Origin of the sequence: Oceanobacillus profundus (assembly GCF_003515705.1) — a bacterium.
Classification (GTDB): Bacteria; Bacillota; Bacilli; order Bacillales; family Amphibacillaceae; genus Oceanobacillus; species Oceanobacillus profundus.
Map to the genome: position 1 here is coordinate 1 of NZ_QWEH01000031.1, position 19,630 is coordinate 19,630.

General features: G+C 35.5%; 18 protein-coding genes and 3 pseudogenes. 10 read left to right on the top strand and 11 right to left on the bottom strand.

Going from position 1 to position 19,630, the window contains the following annotated elements:
• Nucleotides 1-600: 600 nt before the first annotated feature.
• Nucleotides 601-1,533 (bottom strand): helix-turn-helix transcriptional regulator, encoded by a 933-nt coding sequence (locus D1B32_RS22845; protein WP_095312497.1) that lies wholly within the window; start codon nucleotides 1,531-1,533, stop codon nucleotides 601-603.
• A gap of 119 nt (nucleotides 1,534-1,652) precedes the next feature.
• On the opposite strand from D1B32_RS22845, the gene D1B32_RS22850 reads away from it, so the two are divergent.
• Nucleotides 1,653-2,291 carry a DJ-1/PfpI family protein gene (locus D1B32_RS22850; RefSeq protein ID WP_095312500.1) on the top strand — a complete coding sequence of 213 codons (639 nt, stop codon included), beginning with the start codon at nucleotides 1,653-1,655 and terminating at the stop codon, nucleotides 2,289-2,291.
• Nucleotides 2,292-2,852: 561 nt separating this feature from the next.
• Here the strand turns inward: D1B32_RS22850 and D1B32_RS22855 are convergent.
• Nucleotides 2,853-3,761: a LysR family transcriptional regulator gene (locus D1B32_RS22855; RefSeq protein ID WP_095312503.1), complete on the bottom strand. Its 909-nt coding sequence runs from the start codon at nucleotides 3,759-3,761 to the stop codon at nucleotides 2,853-2,855.
• A 137-nt stretch (nucleotides 3,762-3,898) separates the two neighbouring features.
• Between D1B32_RS22855 and D1B32_RS22860 the strand changes: the two genes are divergently transcribed.
• Entirely contained in the window at nucleotides 3,899-4,918 is a 1,020-nt protein-coding gene (locus tag D1B32_RS22860; RefSeq protein WP_095312506.1) for an alpha/beta fold hydrolase, read from the top strand.
• A gap of 193 nt (nucleotides 4,919-5,111) precedes the next feature.
• Here D1B32_RS22860 and D1B32_RS22865 read toward each other — a convergent pair whose 3' ends face one another.
• From D1B32_RS22865 to D1B32_RS22885, 5 genes and pseudogenes are all read right to left on the bottom strand, one after another.
• Nucleotides 5,112-5,333 (bottom strand): hypothetical protein, encoded by a 222-nt coding sequence (locus D1B32_RS22865; RefSeq protein ID WP_095312508.1) that lies wholly within the window; start codon nucleotides 5,331-5,333, stop codon nucleotides 5,112-5,114.
• A 506-nt stretch (nucleotides 5,334-5,839) separates the two neighbouring features.
• Nucleotides 5,840-6,445 (bottom strand): peptidoglycan-binding domain-containing protein, encoded by a 606-nt coding sequence (locus tag D1B32_RS22870; RefSeq protein ID WP_095312637.1) that lies wholly within the window; start codon nucleotides 6,443-6,445, stop codon nucleotides 5,840-5,842.
• 120 nt (nucleotides 6,446-6,565) lie between these two features.
• Entirely contained in the window at nucleotides 6,566-7,549 is a 984-nt protein-coding gene (locus tag D1B32_RS22875; protein WP_158586322.1) for a DUF418 domain-containing protein, read from the bottom strand.
• Nucleotides 7,550-7,731: 182 nt separating this feature from the next.
• Nucleotides 7,732-8,466 (bottom strand): protein rep, encoded by a 735-nt coding sequence (locus D1B32_RS22880; RefSeq protein WP_158586323.1) that lies wholly within the window; start codon nucleotides 8,464-8,466, stop codon nucleotides 7,732-7,734.
• A gap of 65 nt (nucleotides 8,467-8,531) precedes the next feature.
• Nucleotides 8,532-8,813: pseudogene (locus D1B32_RS22885) on the bottom strand (ATP-binding cassette domain-containing protein); the annotation flags it as partial.
• 333 nt (nucleotides 8,814-9,146) lie between these two features.
• Between D1B32_RS22885 and D1B32_RS24385 the strand changes: the two are divergent.
• A pseudogene (locus tag D1B32_RS24385) lies at nucleotides 9,147-9,402 on the top strand (GNAT family N-acetyltransferase); the annotation flags it as partial.
• A 297-nt stretch (nucleotides 9,403-9,699) separates the two neighbouring features.
• Here the strand turns inward: D1B32_RS24385 and D1B32_RS22900 are convergent.
• From D1B32_RS22900 to D1B32_RS22910, 3 genes are all read right to left on the bottom strand, one after another.
• Entirely contained in the window at nucleotides 9,700-10,095 is a 396-nt protein-coding gene (locus D1B32_RS22900) for an SRPBCC family protein (protein WP_118890468.1), read from the bottom strand.
• 465 nt (nucleotides 10,096-10,560) lie between these two features.
• Nucleotides 10,561-11,736: a CAP domain-containing protein gene (locus D1B32_RS22905; protein WP_187393194.1), complete on the bottom strand. Its 1,176-nt coding sequence runs from the start codon at nucleotides 11,734-11,736 to the stop codon at nucleotides 10,561-10,563.
• A gap of 438 nt (nucleotides 11,737-12,174) precedes the next feature.
• A complete protein-coding gene (locus tag D1B32_RS22910; protein WP_118890469.1) occupies nucleotides 12,175-13,086 on the bottom strand; it encodes a DNA-3-methyladenine glycosylase family protein in 912 nt (303 codons plus the stop codon).
• A gap of 147 nt (nucleotides 13,087-13,233) precedes the next feature.
• Between D1B32_RS22910 and D1B32_RS22915 the strand changes: the two genes are divergently transcribed.
• From D1B32_RS22915 to D1B32_RS22945, 7 genes and pseudogenes are all read left to right on the top strand, one after another.
• The gene (locus tag D1B32_RS22915) at nucleotides 13,234-13,800 is read left to right on the top strand and encodes a bifunctional transcriptional activator/DNA repair enzyme AdaA (protein ID WP_187393195.1); all 567 of its coding nucleotides are present in this window, start codon (nucleotides 13,234-13,236) and stop codon (nucleotides 13,798-13,800) included.
• A gap of 3 nt (nucleotides 13,801-13,803) precedes the next feature.
• Nucleotides 13,804-14,343 carry a methylated-DNA--[protein]-cysteine S-methyltransferase gene (locus tag D1B32_RS22920; RefSeq protein ID WP_095312525.1) on the top strand — a complete coding sequence of 180 codons (540 nt, stop codon included), beginning with the start codon at nucleotides 13,804-13,806 and terminating at the stop codon, nucleotides 14,341-14,343.
• Between the two features lie 31 nt (nucleotides 14,344-14,374).
• Nucleotides 14,375-14,541 (top strand): annotated as a pseudogene (locus tag D1B32_RS22925) (2OG-Fe(II) oxygenase); the annotation flags it as partial.
• 20 nt (nucleotides 14,542-14,561) lie between these two features.
• Nucleotides 14,562-15,380, top strand: coding sequence for an SPL family radical SAM protein (locus tag D1B32_RS22930; RefSeq protein WP_095312528.1), 819 nt, complete (start codon nucleotides 14,562-14,564; stop codon nucleotides 15,378-15,380).
• 501 nt (nucleotides 15,381-15,881) lie between these two features.
• Nucleotides 15,882-16,793, top strand: a complete 912-nt coding sequence (locus D1B32_RS22935) for a glycine betaine ABC transporter substrate-binding protein (protein ID WP_118890471.1) — start codon at nucleotides 15,882-15,884, stop codon at nucleotides 16,791-16,793.
• A 186-nt stretch (nucleotides 16,794-16,979) separates the two neighbouring features.
• On the top strand, nucleotides 16,980-17,783 hold the full coding sequence (locus tag D1B32_RS22940) for a CPBP family intramembrane glutamic endopeptidase (RefSeq protein ID WP_118890472.1): 804 nt from the start codon (nucleotides 16,980-16,982) through the stop codon (nucleotides 17,781-17,783).
• Nucleotides 17,784-18,028: 245 nt separating this feature from the next.
• Entirely contained in the window at nucleotides 18,029-18,481 is a 453-nt protein-coding gene (locus tag D1B32_RS22945) for a GNAT family N-acetyltransferase (RefSeq protein WP_118890473.1), read from the top strand.
• Between the two features lie 816 nt (nucleotides 18,482-19,297).
• Here D1B32_RS22945 and D1B32_RS24645 read toward each other — a convergent pair.
• Nucleotides 19,298-19,441 carry a YesK family protein gene (locus tag D1B32_RS24645; RefSeq protein WP_118890475.1) on the bottom strand — a complete coding sequence of 48 codons (144 nt, stop codon included), beginning with the start codon at nucleotides 19,439-19,441 and terminating at the stop codon, nucleotides 19,298-19,300.
• Between the last annotated feature and the right edge of the window lie 189 nt (nucleotides 19,442-19,630).

Genomic DNA, 19,630 nt, shown 5'->3' on the forward strand with positions numbered 1-19,630 from the left:
TACACCGCCATGAACAGAAATCAAACAGTAGATAATAAAAATAATCCAAAGCAAAATGGTTCCGATCATCAAAAACCGATGATCGGAACCATTTTTCAGTAATTTAGGCTAGTTATGTCTCAGCCTCTTGTAAAAGATATCAAATTTTTATAGTGATAACTCTAAATTGCGATTTGCATTTATTGCATTAAAATTGCATTATTTTAATTTTTTATATCAATTTATATGGATTGATACTTCTTTAAAACCCTTTATAATCAATGATATTGCTCTATAACTAGCATCGTGAAAGTAGAGTGGGAGTAAGGTACTAACTTGATTTGGAGTGGGAATGCCTATTTAACGGCATTTGTCCTAAGCTAAAATGAAGAAAATGTATTAAAAATAATATAGTTCCCTACCAAAAAACCTTCCAAGGAAAAATTTTGGTAGGGAATTTTGTTTTTACACTGAATTTTGGTAGGGACTATTTTACAGTAGAAAAGACAAATAGTATGTACGTGTCATTTTTAGTTTTAAATGGCACTATTTTATCCTGAAAAATGGCAACAGATTTAACTAAATAGAACAGTATAAGGATAAAAATTGAGATTTCTTGATTTAATTCTCATATAAGTTAGCTATATCATCTATTTTCCGTTTTAATTCTGTTCGGATATGTAAAGGCTCTAAACATTCACATTTATCACCAAAACTTAAAAGGATATTGTAATAATATTCGTTTTCTATAAAGGGGAAAGTAACAATGTAGTACTCATCACCGTCTGGTGAAAAATGTTCATACATACAATAATCAAGTGCTCTATCCATGACGGATTTATGAATACGAAGTTTGATCTTTATTTGTATAGTTGCCAAAATATCAGCAAAATCCAATAGTGGTTTTTGATAATCTCGCGGCGTAAAGAAAATCTTTTCTAATTTTAGATTTGATATACGAGCTAATTTGAACAGACGAAAATCATTTCTTTTATAACAGTATCCTTGAAAATACCAATGATTACCCTTCAATACAATTTGATGCGGTTCAGCTTCTCGTTCAGTTTTATTTCCATGACGGTCGGCATATTCAAACGAAAGTAGCTTGTTTTCTTGTAAAGCTATTTTTATGATTTCTAAATATGATTGTACGTTCCTATAACCTATCCACTGACTTAAGTCGATATGTATTTGATCTGTTTTTAATTTGATCTCGTCAACTCTATCTACTGGGATAAAACTTTTTACTTTCGCAAGGGCGTTTACCAGTTCGTCACTTTGTATCATATTGGAGAGACTAGAAAGTCCTGTCAAAATAGTAGAAATATCAGTAGTTGAAAAAACTTTTCTATCAATTTTATAGTTTTTCATTATTTCAAAGCCACCTCCTACTCCCGATGTTGAGGAAATTGGAATACCTGCGATGTTGATGGCATCTATATCACGGTAGATTGTGCGAGTTGAAACTTCAAACATATTTGCTAACTCCTGTGCGCCTATCCGCTCTTTATCGAGTAGTATCATAATAATGCTAACAAGCCTGCTAACTTTCATTTGTTAACCGCCTTTCAAAAAATTTCTTCATTTTAGATTGTTGCCATATTGTTGTCAACAATAGATAAGTATAATAATAATAAAACAATCAATCTATTACAATTAAATGGAGGAAAATTATGAAAACAATCTATATTTATGTACTTGATACTTTAGCTGATTGGGAACTAGGATATGTTACTTCGGAGTTAAATTCTAGGAGGTTTTTTAAAGAAGATGCGAATCAAGTATCGATTAAAACAGTCAGTTACTCCAAACAATCAATCAGTACAATGGGCGGAATGACAATAGTTTCTGACTACTTAGTTGATGACATTATTGTAAGTGAAACAAGCATCCTGTTATTACCAGGTGCAGATACATGGAATGATCCAAAGCATGAAGCTATTCTCGTAAAAGCAAGCAAGTTGCTCTCTGTAGGTGCTACAGTATGTGCAATCTGTGGAGCTACCGCAGCACTTGCAAATTTTGGGATACTGGATAACCGTCCGCATACTAGCAATGGTCCGGGATTCCTTGAAATGGTTTGTTCTGATTATAAAGGACAAGATTTTTATATAGACCAACCGTCTATTGCATCTAATAACCTTATTACTGCTGGATCCACTGAAGCTTTGCTATGGACGAAACAAATCATTGAGTGCTTAGATGTTTTTAAGTCAAACACATTAGAATCTTGGTATAACTATTTTAATTCTGGTGATTCTAAATATTTCTTTGAACTTATGCAAACTCTACCATCTAACAATAAAAATTAAACTATTTTTGTTATTATCAAAATCCTACAAGGAGATTACTAAATGTGCTAATCTCTTTTTGATATTTTATTTCCAGTAAATTAATGAATGAGTTTAATGCTGATGTATTAGTTGTATCACGCTGATTAGGGCATAGCTCTAGCAGGGTGAAAGTAGAGTGGGAGTAAAGTAAAGACATAACTTGATTTGAAGAGAGAACGCCTATTTAACAGTGTTTATATTAATCTGAAATTGACAATTTGGTATAAAATAAGATAGTTCCCTGCCAAAATCCCTGCCAAAAATAAGTTGTTAGGGATATTTTTTTAGATAAAGCGATGGTAATTTCGTTGAAATTTTTAAGATAGTTAATATATGATAATATTAAGATGTGAAATTTTGTACTTAAACGAAAGGGGCAGAATAGTTTAGGTCAAACTCTTCACGAAGTCTTAGTAAACGAGTGTTAGAATCCTCTATTAAATAATACGGTAAAACATAGCTCATTATTTATAGAGGAGCAAGGCATCTTAGTTATCACAGTAAGATGCCTTACTAGTTAGGAAAATATCGCTGAATAGGCTAAACCGTTTTATTCTCCTCCTTTAAAGCTATAACTTCCCTTACTGCTTCTATGAAAGATAATATGATTGGTGAAAGCCACTTGTCTTTATGCCATGCCATATGTGTATATACATGCAAGTCAGAAATTTGCCATGGAAGAGGAACAAGGTCACCCCGTTCAACTTCTGCTTCCACTGTGATTTCCGGAAGAAAGGCAATACCGATTCCAGAAATTGCACATTGTTTAATGGCTTCCGCATTTTGAAACTCTAAATAAGTAATATCATCAATGCCCTTTTTCTCAAATGACCGGTCAAACATGGTTCGATAGGGACAGCCCTTTTCATTAACCAGTAATACTTCTCCGTGAAAATCTTCCTGCTGCAGTACTGGTTGTTTCGCAAGTGGATGATCAGGAGCGACGAACAAGCGGAAAGTTTCTTCCAGTAATGGTTCCACTGTAAGCGCCGTTGAGAGAATGGTTTCGTCCAGCATAAAGACGATATCTGCGGTTCCCTCAAAGAGCGTTTGCTTAAGTTCCTGATTTGGAACAGAGCGGAAGATTAGACGAACACCTGGATAGCGCGAACGAAATAGCTGGAAGACAACTGGAAGCCGATAGGCGCAAAGAACCTCATTCGCACTAATCGTTATGGTGCCGCTTGGATTTTCATTATCATGAATGGCACTACGAGCTTCGTCCAATTTGTCTAGAACGCTTTGGACATGATTTAAAAAGCGTTTACCCGCAGTTGTGAGAACGAGTTGCTTGCCCAAACGGTCAAAGAGACGAACACCAAGCTCTTCCTCCAATGCTTTTATTTGCATCGTGACATTGGAGGGGACGTAGTTCAACACTTCCGCAGCCCGACTGAAATTTAAAGTTGATGCGACCATGCGGAATGTATTCAGTTGGCGCAATTCCATCATACTACCCTCCATTTTACTTTCAATATTATTGAATACTGCTTTGAATTTTGTTCACTTTTATTGAGATTATCACAGCTTTATACTAACAACAAGAAATACATTTTGGATTTCAATTTGAAAGGAGCAACAATACAATGGATTACGAAATTTTTGATTTGGGTGACGTTACCTTACAATCAGGAGCGACACTACCGAACGCTTTTCTTGCTTATAAGACTTATGGGAAATTGAATGAAAAGAAAGATAATGTCATCATCTACCCAACTGCTTTTGGAGACCAACATGTTCAGAATGAATGGCTGATTGGAAACGGAATGGCACTAGATCCACAGAAATATTTCATTATTGTTCCAAATCTGCTGGGAAACGGATTATCTTCGTCTCCTAGTAACACGCCTTCTCCATTCGACAAGGCTAATTTTCCGGAGGTAACCATCTATGACAATGTTAAATTCCAATATCGTCTGGTGACCGAAAAATTCGGCATTCAAAAGATTGCCCTCGTAGTTGGATGGTCAATGGGAGGCATTCAATCATTCCAATGGGGGGCAAGTTACCCCGACATGGTGGAACGAATTGCACCTTTCTGTGGAGGTGCAAAGACTTGGCCACAAGCGTATGTGGTCTTGGACGGGATGAAAGCTGCGCTCATGGCTGCAGTTGGTTTCGATTCAAGTAAATTAAACCAGTTGACTTCTGCGGACATGCGAACCGTTGGTCGTGTCTATGCGGGATGGGGGTTATCGCAGGCGTATTACAGAGAGGAACTTTATCGTGATATGGGATTTGACTCATTAGAACATTTTGTGGCTGGCGTCTGGGAAGACAGCTTTATGAAGATGGATCCGCACAATGTCCTCGCCATGTTATGGACAGGCCAAAATGCAGATATTAGTGCAAATCCTATCTATAATGGCGATTTCGATGAGGCGCTTAAAAACATTAAAGCGCTAGCCTGCGTCATGCCAGGGAGTACGGATCTCTTCTGTACTGCAGACGAAAACGAATACGAGGCTAAGCTTATACCTAATGCTGTTTTTAATCCTATCGAATCTATCTGGGGCCATTTTGCCGGCCGCGGAATTAACAGTGTTGATAATAAATTTATTGATGACAACCTGAAAAGATTGTTGGCACTTAGTACAAACAGATAGAGGAAAATGTCATTCTTGAAATATAGCAAGGCAGCTAGAAAGTTTTTTGCCATTTTTTCTATAACTATTCGGGCTGTTGTTGCATAAAAAAACAAGGTAAAGGACTAGTAACTAATCCTTTAAACCCTGCTTCTTTCAAATATCCGATTACAGAAGGACACTAATATCAAGCTGTTATTTTCTTTATTCGGATTTATACGACCAATAAAAAGAAAAATACAATAATTAAAATAATCCCTAAAGCGATTAGTAAATTGCTTAAAGGGTTTTTCCTGTAAGTTAACCCAACTAAGGAAACTAATAAACTAGCAATAGCCAAAGCGATAAAATTATTCAACGGAACTGGTAATAGTAGAATAATTCCTGCAGTGAGTATGAGAATTGGTGCAATAATTTTAAGTTTTTTTTCTGTCATATAAAATCCTACCCTTCAGAAATATTAAATATGATAGGATTTGGGGAAGGGAGAGGTTATACGAATATTTTACCAAAGAGATCCATTTTTGATAGGATTAGTTTCTATCATCACAATCGGGAGTATAAACTAAACCGTGTAAGTAAGAGAGCGTACGGCTCTTACATTTACTAGAATCTTTAGTAAATCGCGAAGGTTTTTATGCATGGTTATCGCGATTTACTTTTTGGTTTTGATACGTCAATTGACAACTAAATTTCATCGTACAATATCTATTGTACAGGTTGAAAAACATTGAATATTGGAGTGTCAAAACAACATAATATATAGTCTATACCTTGATATAACAATAAAATGGCATACGTCGATTCGTATGCCATTTAGCGTGTCATTGAACTAAAATGCACCTCAAAACGGAACCCTTTATTACTTTAGATGCTGATTTTTTAAATGCCATAAGTTATCCGTCTTGCTAAACTGGTTCCATCAAGTGATCCTTTTTGTGTCTATCTTGGTTTTGATTCTACAACATCTCCATTTTGATACACATCATAGAATCCTATCGTTCCAGTACCTCCATTATCAATATAATCCTGACTTCGTGCTTTTAATGAATAAAATAATCTTCCATCTGAGGCCTCATAAAGTACACCATTGCTGCTAAACACTAAATCATCATTATCAAGGGCAGCCTCTGCATAAGCAACCGCCGATTCTACTGTAAACAACTCTGTTTGATATTCTTCAAGTAATACAGTCCATGTATTAACACCGACAATCCCGTCTTGGGCTAACCCATTCTCAGCTTGCAACCCGCGAACCTGTTGGTCTGTGTGAGAATCAAAAATCCCATCAACTTCTGTTTCAAATCCAAAGTGATTTAACATCACTTGAATAAATTCAACTTCAAAACTTCCTTGGCTCCCCTGTTTGACGATGGGCTGTTGTTCAGGTGGCCAATTTAATATTGTTTCATATCCTGCTGGTATTTCTGATTCTGCTTGTTGAACCGATTCATTTTCCGGAGCTGCATCTACTGTTTGATTAAAATCAGGTGAACCTACAAGCGCAACCGCAACTGCGGGAACTGCCAATAACCATTTCTTCTTCAACATCATTCACTCCTTAAATAATTTGGTTGTTATTCAGATACTCCTTTTAGTGATGCATAAAACGCCTTCTTATAAACCTCTCTGTTTTTTTACATTGAGATCACCTCCTAACCTGATTCATTACCTTTCCTGGAGTAACTTTGAATGATTAGCATTCGTTTTATAACGTTCGGGCAGCTTACCGTACGTTGCTATTTTCCATATAAATTCCATGGGACCGATCTTGAAATATTGAAACCAAATGGTGCTGTATATCATTTGGATTATTAAAATTATGAAGGCAATGTTCATTAATGTTGTTTGATGCACATGACCTTTTAAATCGAATAGGCTACTAGCTGTTAAAATCAGAGCGGTTTGAACGAGATAGTTCGTTAACGCCATTCTTCCAATATACTTAAGAGGTGTTAATAACTTTTGAATCATATCGTGCCGGAGCAATAGTGTTAAAGTAGTCACATAGAACGCACTTACAACGGGAGCAGAAATTGCACCAGCTAAATCGATTTGTCCATTTTCCTCCATTAATAAATATTGAATAAAAAGTACTGCAGGCAAGAGACAAAGAGATGAAATTTGCACGATACGAAATGCTTTTTGATGTGCTGTAATATTTTCAAAAACGCCCCATTGCCCCATGCATAAACCAAGTAGAAACATAGGCAAGATCATAAAATAACTTCCGCCAAGAAGTACGGCAAGGATTAATAGTATGACAGTGATAATAAAGTTAATCTTCGGTTTAATCCTGTAAAAAGGAATAAGGATGAATCCGAAAATCGCATAGGGGAGCAAAGCTTCTCCTAATTGGAAGAATTGATGGATCAATCCAAAAATGGATAATACGATCAATCTTTTTATAAACAAGGCTGTACTTTTATCACCGCGATTCACTGCTCGTGTCATGAAAATATAGAAACCAATTCCAAATAAAAAAGAAAAGATAATAAAAAATCGCTCGTGTACCGCATAATTTAAGATTTGGCTCCAAAAATAGTCTGATTGAACAGAGGAAGGTAATATTATTAGTGTGATATTGGCGAATATTATGCCTAATAGAGCAAAACCTCGCAAGAAATCTAAAGTATCAATACGTTGTTTCATCATAAACTCATCCTTTACTTATTGATAAAGCTAAATCTTTGTGCTCGGGTCAGAAGCTAGAGTAAATCCAAAGGCGCGGCAACGGTATGAACTTTCCTATTGATAAAGCTATGATGACGGAAAACACGGAAACCAACATCGATTTTCCTTACAACAATTTACCGAATAATAGTATGGAAATATTAATTGTTTCGTTTTCCCCAGTTGTATAAAAGCACATTGACATATTCTGTTGAATCTCTTTCTTTATATTTATCTAGTTTCCCATTTTTCCATAGATTCATAGATTCTTTAAAAAGTCCTGTCTGTACAATTAACCGTTTACCTTTCAATGCTTGATAAAAAGCCTCAAACACTTGTTCATTAACAAGATGATCGTCTTTTACCGAAGATATGGTGAGCTCAGACATCTTTTTATCGCTATCCTCTCTCACTTTGAGAACATCAACTTGTTTGTTATGAGAGCTGTCCACCCCTTGTTTCCATAATTCAAGCCAACGATCATATGTTATATAATAATTCTTATCTGTAAAATAACTTTTATTGACGACAAATAGCACATGGATACGTGGTTGATAATCATCACGGTCTTTATTGTAGATGACTTCCAATTTACTCACATAACCCTTTATCTTCTTTTTAACCTCTTTCTGTTCCATTAGTTTTTCACAAGCTTTACTATGCAATTCAACTTCATTTTCCAATTCATCAGCTAACACGTGATTAGCTATCAACGTAAGAAAAATGAACTTCTTTTGATACTTCTGTTTGATATATTCCATTTGAATTGCCAGTGCTAAAGCATCCCTTCTTGCTTTAAACCAGGAACAAATCGTCTGACAAGAATTGAGCTTATGCTGTTTCCTTTTTTTCGGCTTTTCATCACTCGCAAACATGATAATTCTATTCTTATCCATGCATATTCCTTTCTGGTTTATCGTTAAGTTAATGTGTTCGTTTGTTAATTTCTTCATCAGCACGGTTCTTGAAATATAAATCCGAGATGGACGCTGCGAAAGTCAGCAAGCTGATTCCCTTTCATTTTTGCAATATTATCATTTTCTATATAAATATCACCTTTAGAAGGGGTATCAATTGTCGCTAGTACATGAAGTAATGTTGACTTTCCAGCACCGGATGGTCCCATGATTCCTACAAATTCACCATGATCTATCGCAAAGGAAATGTCCTCCAGTGCTTTAAACGTATTCGTTCCTTTTCCAAAGACTTTCTCAACATTTTTCACCTGTAATACAGATTCCATTATTCCTTCACCTTTTTCGTATGTTGTCTTTACTGTATCCCTCCATCCTTAAACTACAATCACATGAACCTTACAAAATCCTTAAATACGTTTTTTTATAATTCCTGTTAAGATAGAATAAATCAGATGATAATAACAAGTATGAAAAGGTGATAAACATGGAAAAACCACGCATACTATCGTTGACGATAAACAAGACTTATGCTAATTAATGAAAACAAGCTTAACAAAGGAAGGGTTTTTTGAAATCGAAATGGCAGGTACCATAGAAGCAGGATGGAAAAGATTTCAAGGTTTCGAATTCGTACCCTGGAGCTTTGAGTTGAACATATTTTTAACATCTTACCTCTTGTTAGAGATGGTTTAACTACTTGGTCTGGAAATGAACGTATGATTCGTGTAGGGGAAAAATTAGTTGAAAATGGAAGCTTGTATTAGGAAAGTTCGCTACTACGAAGGTAATTATTATGATTCAATTCGTATGGGGATTTTACGGGAAGTAGGAACAAGGGTTGAAATGCAACTCTTGTTTTTTAGATATGATATTGTGAAGTATTGTACTTCAACTATAGGGTCTTTTTTTACCTGAAATGTCCCATAAAAAACCTTGCTTTTCTACAAAGTTAATTTGCTCAATGTTAGGTAGGTATGGATCTCTAATATATAATTCTTTTGATAACAATAAATCCTTTGAAATCTCGTATAATTCCATTGTCTCTGATAGACATTCTTTATAGAAGGCAGTGAAGTCTGACCTTACAGCTTATGACAACGAAAAGCCGCATTCTTCCGTTAGAAAATGCGGCAGTTTCAAAAGAATGGTTGTTTACTTAAAATCAGACGTTCAGGGCTGAACCCAAAATAAGTTACAAAAATGGACCAGCTGTTAAGAATATGGAAGTTCCTCTCCTTCAACAAACGCTTTTAAATTTTCCAGAGAATGATCAAAGCCCTCCATGTTTAAAGTTACTTGGGTTTTCCCTGACTGAATGCTTAATTTATAGGAAAAAAAGATGTCATCTTCCTTTGAGGAAAATGAGAATACCTGATTCGGAATCACTTCTTTAATTTCAAAGCTCATTGGAATGCTTTCGCCATCTTTAAGATTGTTGTGTTTACTTGGCATCAGAGTGAACGCCGCTTTTTCTCCCACTTCCAGTTTCGGAATTGACCATTTAGAACCCGGAGCGTACCACACTGAAAATTTCTCGTCATTTGTAATAGCATCCCAAACTGTTTCTCGATCTGCATCAATTAATATGGAGCTAGTATCACTATTCATCTAATAAGCCTCCTTTGCCATTAATATTAACACATACTGGATTGTACTCTTAATTTCTTTCCACACTATTTTTCGATAACCCTATAAAAAAAATCCAAAATAGAAATTATACATTAAGTAGTTGTAATTTTGATACTTGTAGCTGATTTCTAAAATGAATTAATCTTTTTTGTGCGATTAGGATCAACCCCCGCTTATTGTTATTTATATAAAGAGAATGTAATAACTGTCGTATGGGATAGGCATTGGATAAAATTTATGCATAAGTTTTACCTGGCAAGCTTTTCAGGGAACGATTATAATAAAATTTTTGGAAAGCATGTTTAAATTTAGATGTGCAAGTAATTCCTTTTTACTTTGGTATTAAAAGATATGATTAGTTCGTTTAAAAATCATCAATATAGGAATAAGAAAAAAACGCCTTCCATTTGAAAGGCGTTTAAAATAGAAATTAAGGGATTAATATTACCATTGATTACGAAGAAACTTCTCCGTATAGAATGGTTGATTTTCTTCATTAAAGTCTACACCAATTCCTAATTCGGTAAAGCCATTGTGTACGATATTCTCACGATGCCCTAGTGAATTCATTAAGCCTTGGTGAGCGAAAACACTGCTAAATTGCCCGTAAGCTAGATTTTCTCCAGCACTTGTAAAATCAATCTCATCTTCTCTCATTCGGTCAAAAGGAGACTGACCTTGTAAATTCGTATGACTGAAATATTGATTATCAGCCATATCGGTACTGTGTTTTCTTGCGGTCTCTCTTACAGCTTCGTTCCACTCTAGTACAGGTAGGCCGTGATTTACACGAGTAGCATTGGTTAAGTCGAATAATTGATATTCAAATCCTTCTTTTAATGCCTCACTACCAGGAGTGTAAAGGGTATCTTTCGCAGCATCTAAGTCCTGATCAATTATTTGAATAGCTGTAACCTCATCACCTTCATGAATATCGTAAAATATCGTTACATAGTTTCTATCTATTTGGTAAACATCGTATTCCCCATCACTGTTTATTTGATAATTAAACCAGCCATTGCGAATCAATTCTTCTGGTTCACCTAACGTTTCGTTCACAGTAGCTTTTGTATCACCTAAGACAATATTAAACTGTGAAGAAAGTAAGTCTTGATTTGTAAATAATCCACGAACAACTTCTTGTTCATCATACGCTACCATCATAAAATTTTGGTAGTTTTCATGGTAGGTGGACCAATCTACACCATACTCATTCTCACTCTCACGCATAGGTTCTCCATACATCTCTTCAACCGATTTTTTTGTATCACCCAGCTCCACATTTCCGACAGAAAAGGATTGCTCATCTGGCGTTGTCAGTTCAGGTTTATCAACTTGTTCGTGTTCTGGTTCATGTACTTGTACAGAACCGACAATAGAAGAGTAAAAAGATGTTGCTTCATCTTTTATTTTGTCAAAATCGAAGCCAAATTCAATGTCATTATCTATCGCTTGGGTGGTAAATTCCTTTACAGATTGAAAAGCATCACTAACGGCTTCAGGAACATATCCACGAATGGGATCCTCCCAAAACGGTTTTGTCCAAAAAGCTAATAATATGATTAACAGCATAAAAAACAATCGCTTTAAAATATTTATCCCAACCTTTTTCTTTGGCATTGTTTCGTTATATCAAGAAGCAATCCTGTTCAGGAAACAATTATAAATACTATCTTATTTTTATTATTATAGTCAATTCCTCCTTAGTATTTAATATCTTTAATTTTACAACATAAAGTTAACTCTAGGGCAACCTCATATAAAAAACTTATCGAATTTTGCGTTATGCTGAGGAAATAAGATTTCAAACTTAACTGAATGAATGGGGAAATAAATATAGAATCCAGTATATCCAAATTTAGATATACTGGATTCTATTATGTTGAAAATATAATTTTCAATTTATTCCCTTGGTTATATTTTATAGCAAAATTAGTCTGAAATTTGTTTGCTGCAATGGATAATACGTGATGTTCTTGTAGGGAATTTTTAATTCTGCATGTAATTTAAGCTGCAAAGGTTTAAAACAAAGATTGCGTTCTCCTATGTGGTAAATTTTCAATACAAGTGTCGCCATAAATAAAAAGTTACGTAGGATTCCCACCCTTTCCAAGGTGCAGCTAGTTCCATTATTTCTTCTTTCGTTGGTTTCTCTTTTGCACCTGTTACATGTTTAATTGCATTATGCAGCCCTACATCTGCAATCGGGAATGCGTTCGGAAATCGGAGACAACGCATTAACACATAGTTTGCAGTCCATGGACCGATACCACGAATATTGACGAGCATTTTTTCTGCTTCTTTAAAGTCACCAGTACCCATTATAAGTGATTTAGACAGACTTCCTTCTGCGATAAGCTTAGCTACCCCGATAAGATATTCACATTTTTTAACCGTCATTTTTAATGGTGCTAGATCTTCAACTGTAAGCTCAGCAATGTCTTTCGCTTCAGGAAAAATCCAATATTGATGACCCTTCCATTCAACCTGGCTTCCAAATGTTTCTACAAGTCGCCTTTTTAACGTATACGCGTATGTCAAATTAATTTGCTGTCCAAGAATCCCCCAAGCTATTGCTTCAAATAAATCTGGAATTCCTATGTTGCGTAATCCATAAAATTCAACAATAGACTTTTGAAGCAGCAAATCATTTTTAGCCATTTCATAAAAAGGCTTTAAGTCAGTATCCAAATCAAACCAATCTCTTATATACAATTGCACTTCTTCACGTACTTTTTTACTTATCGGATAAGTTTTTTCTAAAAAGCGAATCAGAAGATTTCCATCCGAGTTTTCACTGATTTCGACCAAAAGAGTTTCATCTAAGGCAGGAATCAACCTTATAATCTTATTATCTTGAATTTCAAACATACACTCATTTGGAGACCGCCCGATGTAACGCATATTTTCTTTAAAGCTGAATTCTGCTGGAGCCTTTATAACAAAATTATCACTTTGATTAACGATCATTCAGAATGCTCCTTCCTATTTCCCATATAACTAGTTGTATCATATTTTTACAAATAAAAATTTTGTTTTCTTGCTCATACATTGTGATATCCTTTTATAACAAAAAGCAGCCGAGTATAATGTGAAGTAGAAAGAGGTGAATCCATGATAGATAATCAAGCGATGCAACTGACTAATGAACGATGGCAAGCGATTATGAATAATGACAAATCCTATGATAATATTTTTATTTACGCAGTTAAGTCGACAGGGATTTGTTGCCGACCTTCTTGTAATTCGAGAGATCCCAAAAAAGAAAACGTCCTTATTTTCAATAACGCGGATGAAGCAATATCAGCGGGGTTTCGGCCTTGTAAACGGTGCAAACCAGGTGGCATGCGCTTGCCGGATGAAGAATGGGTAATCCAAATGAAAGAGTATATCGAAGGAAATTATCATGAAGCCATAACATTAGAGATATTAGCAGACGTGTGTCATGGAAGCCCTTATCATTTACAACGTACGTTTAAGAGGATTACAGGTTTGACACCTGCCGAATATATTCAGCAAGTACGAATGTCACATGCAATGAGAGAGCTCGAAACGACCGATAAATCAGTTGCAGAGATTGGATTTGCTGCAGGATTTCCAAATACGCCCTATTTCATAACGTTATTTAAAAATAAAACAGGTCAAACCCCTAAACAGTATCAGAAAACAAGGATGGAGGTGTAAGAAATGGAGAAGACCAATGGTAATATCGTATATTGGATGCTACTCAATCACGGACATTGGGAGATGTATATTGCAGCAACTTCAGAGGGGCTTTGCTATGTTGGTTCACAGCATACACCATTTGAAGAACTTGCGGCATGGGTGAAAAAACAACTGCCCTCTTCTGTACTTTTGGAAGATGAGCATAAATTGAAACCATATGCAACAGAACTAATTGATTATTTGGCAGGACGACGTAACGTATTCACGTTACCCGTGAATCTTCATGGGACAGTATTTCAGCAAGCTGTCTGGGAGATATTGCAAGAGGTTCCATATGGACAGACGGTTTCATATACGGATATTGCGGAAAAACTGCAAAAGCCAAACGCGGTTCGCGCTGTGGGAACTGCAATTGGCGCGAACCCTGTCCTAATCATGGTTCCTTGTCACCGTGTCATCGCTAAAAGCGGAAAGTTGGCTGGTTACAGAGGTGGATTAGATATGAAGGAACAATTACTGGAAATAGAAAAACATAAATACGGTTGTGAAACAAATGATTAAACGTATTCAAGAATGCATTGTTTCTTGAACGGGTAGGGTACATACAATTGAAGCAGGAGAGGGACTTATTTTTACGACAAATTATCGCCCGGTAAAAGGGACAAATGGGTACTATCGGTCAAAAATGCGGTATGGGTATGTACATTCACTTCTGAAACAAGATATGGACTAGGCGTTATTTTTCACGATGCAAAGTAAAGAAAAGGGGCAGATTTTGTTTGAAGAGACAAATAATTTATAAATATCCAAAGACGATACTTAATAAAGGAACGGGCTATCTCTCGGGATATAGCCACTCATTGAATCCATATACTGGCTGTGCATTTGGCTGTTCCTATTGTTATGTAAGGCAAATGCCAGTATCATTGTTTCGCAAAGAAGAATGGGGAACATGGGTAGATGTTAAAATGGAAACTGCTAATCTGTTATATAAAGAGCTTCAAAAGGCAAAAACTAAAGGAAAAGTGACGATTTTTATGTCTTCAAGCACAGATCCTTATCAACCCGTCGAATATAAAGAAAAGGTGACACGTTCATTGCTTGAAACCTTGGTCGACTTCCACCCTGATTTTTTACTCGTCCAAACACGCAGTCCACTTGTCAGTAGGGACATTGATTTATTAACACGCATGGGCGATAAGGTCCGGGTGAGTATGACCATTGAAACAGATCTTGAGTCTATACGAAAACATTTTACACCAGGTGCACCACCGATTGCAGCCCGCCTAAAGGCGCTTCGATTATTGAAAGATGCCGGCATACCGACACAGGCCGCGATTGCACCTGTACTTCCGAGCAGTGAAGCATTTCCGCATCAATTAGCAGAACTGGTTGATCGTGTTTGTGTGGATGATTATTTTATGGGAGACGGTAGTGGTGGAAAAAGGACAAAGAGAATGGGGATTTATAATTTATATGAGTCCTTAGGTTTGGCGGAATGGTATCATCCATCTGCATATCAGATTGTTTACGACAGGCTTAAAAATGCTTTCTCTGAAAACCAGATTTATTTAAGTCAACAAGGTTTCGAACCTTGATTATAGGTTGAGTAAGAAGTAAAGTGGTACGTTAAAAGAACAATTTTAGTTACTCAATTGAAAAGTGGGTCATTCAGGACAAGACAAATCCTGATGACCCACTCTCTCTGAAATCAAGTATTTCGATACCTTATTACAGAAGCGAGTATACAGGTAGCAATCGCTTCATCACTTTAATTGAGTTGTAAATTATCCAATCGTGTAAAAGCTAACTTCCTACCTTATCATAAAGGAAAAAAGATTAAATATAAGATTTTTCAATAATTTTTCCGGTATGATGTTCTATATCCGATCTTATTCATGTATTTGCTTTAATTTGCGGTTTGAAAATGTTATGAAAGAACTGTAACATGTTTAATTGTACTTAAATTTATCTCTCCTTAATGCTTGAAAAGTTTTTGCCCATTTTTAGGAAGCTAAATATATAAACGTATGAAAAGCTAAAGATTAATAGCTTTTTGATAAGGAGATTTGAAGAATAGTCTACAGGAGGAGTAAACATTGAAAAAAGTAAAGCATCTAGGAATAATTTTTGGAATTTTGGCTATATTTCCGCTTGCAGCTTGTGGCAATTCAGATGGAAATGCAGCTGACAGTAATGGTGAAGCTGACTATAGTGAAGAAGTGGATTATACCATTACAGGGATTGAACCAGGAGCAGGGATCTCTGTTACAACGGAGAAGGCGATCGAAGAATACGATAGTTTGCAGGGCTGGAACGTAGAATTATCTTCTACTGGAGCGATGATGACTGAACTTAGAGGTGCAATTGAGAATGAGGAACCGATCGTAATTACTGGATGGAATCCGCACTGGATGTTTGCAGAGTATCCAGATATGAAGTATTTGGAGGATCCTCAAGGTATTTATGGTGGGGAAGAAACCCTTAATTCATTGGCAAGAATTGGGCTGGAAGAGGAAAAACCAGAGGCTTACAAGCTAATTGATCAATTCGAGTGGAATGTAGAGGATATGGAAGAAATCATGTATGAGTCTGAACAAACTGGCAAAGCAGTAGAAGAAGTAGCAGTTCAGTGGGTTGAGGATAATGAAGATAGAGTAGCCGAATGGGTAGAGGGCGTAGAAGATGTTGATGGAGTAGAAATCGAACTTGCCTCAACACCATGGGATTCAGAACGTGCATCTTCAGGTGTTTTAAAAGAAGTAATGGAGCAAAAAGGATTTAGCGTAACTGTAACCGAGTTAGATGTAGCTATTATGTTTGAATCGATTGCAACAGGAGATGCGGATGCCACTTTAGGAGCTTGGTTACCGATAACACATAAAGATTTTTATGAGGCAAATCAAGATAACATTGTTGATTTGGGTCCTAACTTAACTGGTGCTAAAATTGGCCTTGTTGTTCCAGAGTATATGGATATTGATTCGATTGAAGATCTTAATTCTAAATAAAAGCCTTAATAATATTATAGGAGAAACGACTTTTTAGTTGTCGTTTCTCTTTTTAGTTGTTTATGGTAACAGTTAACAATGATACACCTTTTGTTCCATCGGATTTCAGCCCTTAGTCTGAAGAATTTGAGTTTAAATAACAATATAATCTATATTAACGACATATTATAAAAGGTGTGCATTATTATGAAAGAGAAAAAAGCATTAAAAAGCCCATTGATAAGTTTTGTTATCACAAGTTATGTCATATTTTTTGTGTTTTTTACGGTAATCGGTATAAGTATTGTATTAGGTGCACCTGAGAGCATAACAAACATATTGCAAATCATCTCTGCGTGGTCATCAACATTTGCATTCGTTGTTTTATTTAAAAAGATTTATCCGGGGTTAAAGTTAAAGGAATTTGTAAAGGAGCAATTTGCTTCAAAACTTAAGCTTTCAGTTCTTAGCACTATAGTGATTATTCAAGTTATAGTCCTTGCGGTAACTATATTTCTTCCCTCCATTATAAACAATAATCAAAACGTAGCATTATCATTTACAGGAATTGGACTATTGTTTTTTGCATTTATAGATACTTTAATAAGGGGTCCTTTAGGCGAAGAATTAGGTTGGAGAGGATATGCATTAAATGAACTTCAAAAGAAATACTCTCCCTTGAAATCAGCACTCATTGTAGGTGTTTTATGGGGATTTTGGCATACTCCACTATGGTTCGCTTCAGGGTATACCGGAGTAGATTTAATCAAGTACATTGTACTTTTTATGATTGGTATTATTTCTTTTTCTATTATTGTGACGCTGTTCTACAATCTAAATAAGAACCTTGTGATACCAATTATTACGCACCAAATATTTAATTTTTCTCTGGTGCTGACTAAAGGAGACTTATTAGACATTTTGGTGTATGTGATGATTTCCTATTTTGTTGTCGCAGTTATATTAATTGTTGTAAACCCAAAGGGAATTCTATACAAAAAATATATGTAAATTCAACTTGTTATGAATGAACCGTGTACAGATTGGAAAATGGATAAAACTTTACGGCAGGAGATAATTTAAACAAATCCACTTTTAAAAAGAAAAAGCAGTGGTTATTGTGCTATATTGAATAAGTGAGTTATCGAAATATTAGTTTTATTTTACAAATGATGTTACGTTAAATTACAAGTCTAGGTAAATTCAGAGATTACAGCATCTTTTAATTGCTTGATAAAGATAGGGGAGAAATGTAAATGACCATTGAACTAAGACCTATTACAAAGGATAACTTAATAGAGGTATCTAAATTAACAACAAATCCAGATAATAATCCTACTGTGTTCGAGGAGTTTGTTGCTTCAAACGCCTTTTCGATTGCCCAAGCTAGTCTCTACCCTTCCTATATAACAGAAGCTATCTATCATGACGATGAGGTAGTTGGTTTTGTGATGTATGGTATAGATGAGGATGATGGTCTTTTGTGGATTCCTAGATTTATGATTGATGTAAAACATCAAGGAAAAGGACTTGGAAAAAAGAGCTTTCATATAGTCTTAAAGAAACTTAATCAACAATATCCTGGGTCTGACATTTATATTAGCTTTGAACCTGAAAATATCATTGCCAAACAGCTGTATACTTCATTTGGATTCAAGGAAACAGGAGAGATAAATGATGGAGAAGTGGTTTTTACTTTGAAAAATTAAGGAAACCATGTTTGTGAAAAATTAACTTTTTAGCTGCATATTAAGCGACACTTTTTTCTCATCGCATATTACATAACAAACAAAAAAGCTGTCTCTATTTTCTTTAAGGGTTCCGTTTTGAGGCGCATATTAATTAAATGACAGATAAACTGACGTATGAATTGGCATACGTCAATTTTGTTGTATATCAATGATTATTTTAAACTAGGGCTTTTTGGCAACCGATTTTCTCAGTTCTTTTTTATCGGACAATAGATATTGTACACATAAAATTGGTGTCAATTGATATGTCAAATTCGATGCCAATTCGGCTGTCAATTGCACTGAAGTTTTAGATAGTATACCGTTAGTAATTTAACACAAAAAAGACCTCTATTAAGAGAACCTATCCAATTTACTTAACCAACTAAAGCACCTTGTTACCTTTTTCATTCTAAAACAAATTCAAAACGTAGGGGTATATGTATTGTAAAGTCAGAAGAAAAAGAACAATCAAGCCTATTGTGGATAATAAAAACACCCAAATCTTTTTTATCTTTATCTGTACAAAAGCAGATGCCAACACAAGAATATTAAAAATCACAATCATTGAAACCCAACCCCCCCAAATCCCATCAGTTTGATCTGGGTCTGGCGCAGCAATGCTAAACATTGGACCTATACCAATAAGAATTACTAATATGAATATCAATCCGTGTACCAAATATACTGCTTCCTTAAACAATTAAACCACCTGCTCTCTCCAGTCTCAATCGTTAGTTAAACAATCCTTACTCCCTTAAATGGTCCGCTTGTTGAAGAATTTACATTACATATTTATTTTTTAGTTATAAATCCACTTATAGTACCTACCCATATTCCAAGTAAACCACTGATTGTAACAAATAATAATCCAATACCTTCCCAACCACCAACGACTTCTCTGCTGTAAATAACGATTCCGACACAAACTAAACTCAATACAATGGAAATTAAAAATAGAGCTTTCTTGAAATCTTACGAGATATAAAAAAGATGATAATTGTTTTTGTCAATAGGAAATTGAGCCAGAGCGATCACTTAAAAAGTGAGCCACTTTATATAAATTGTTAGGTGTTAGGAGGTTCTTGCCAGTAGGGAAAGAACCTCCTAACACCTTGCGCTGCACTT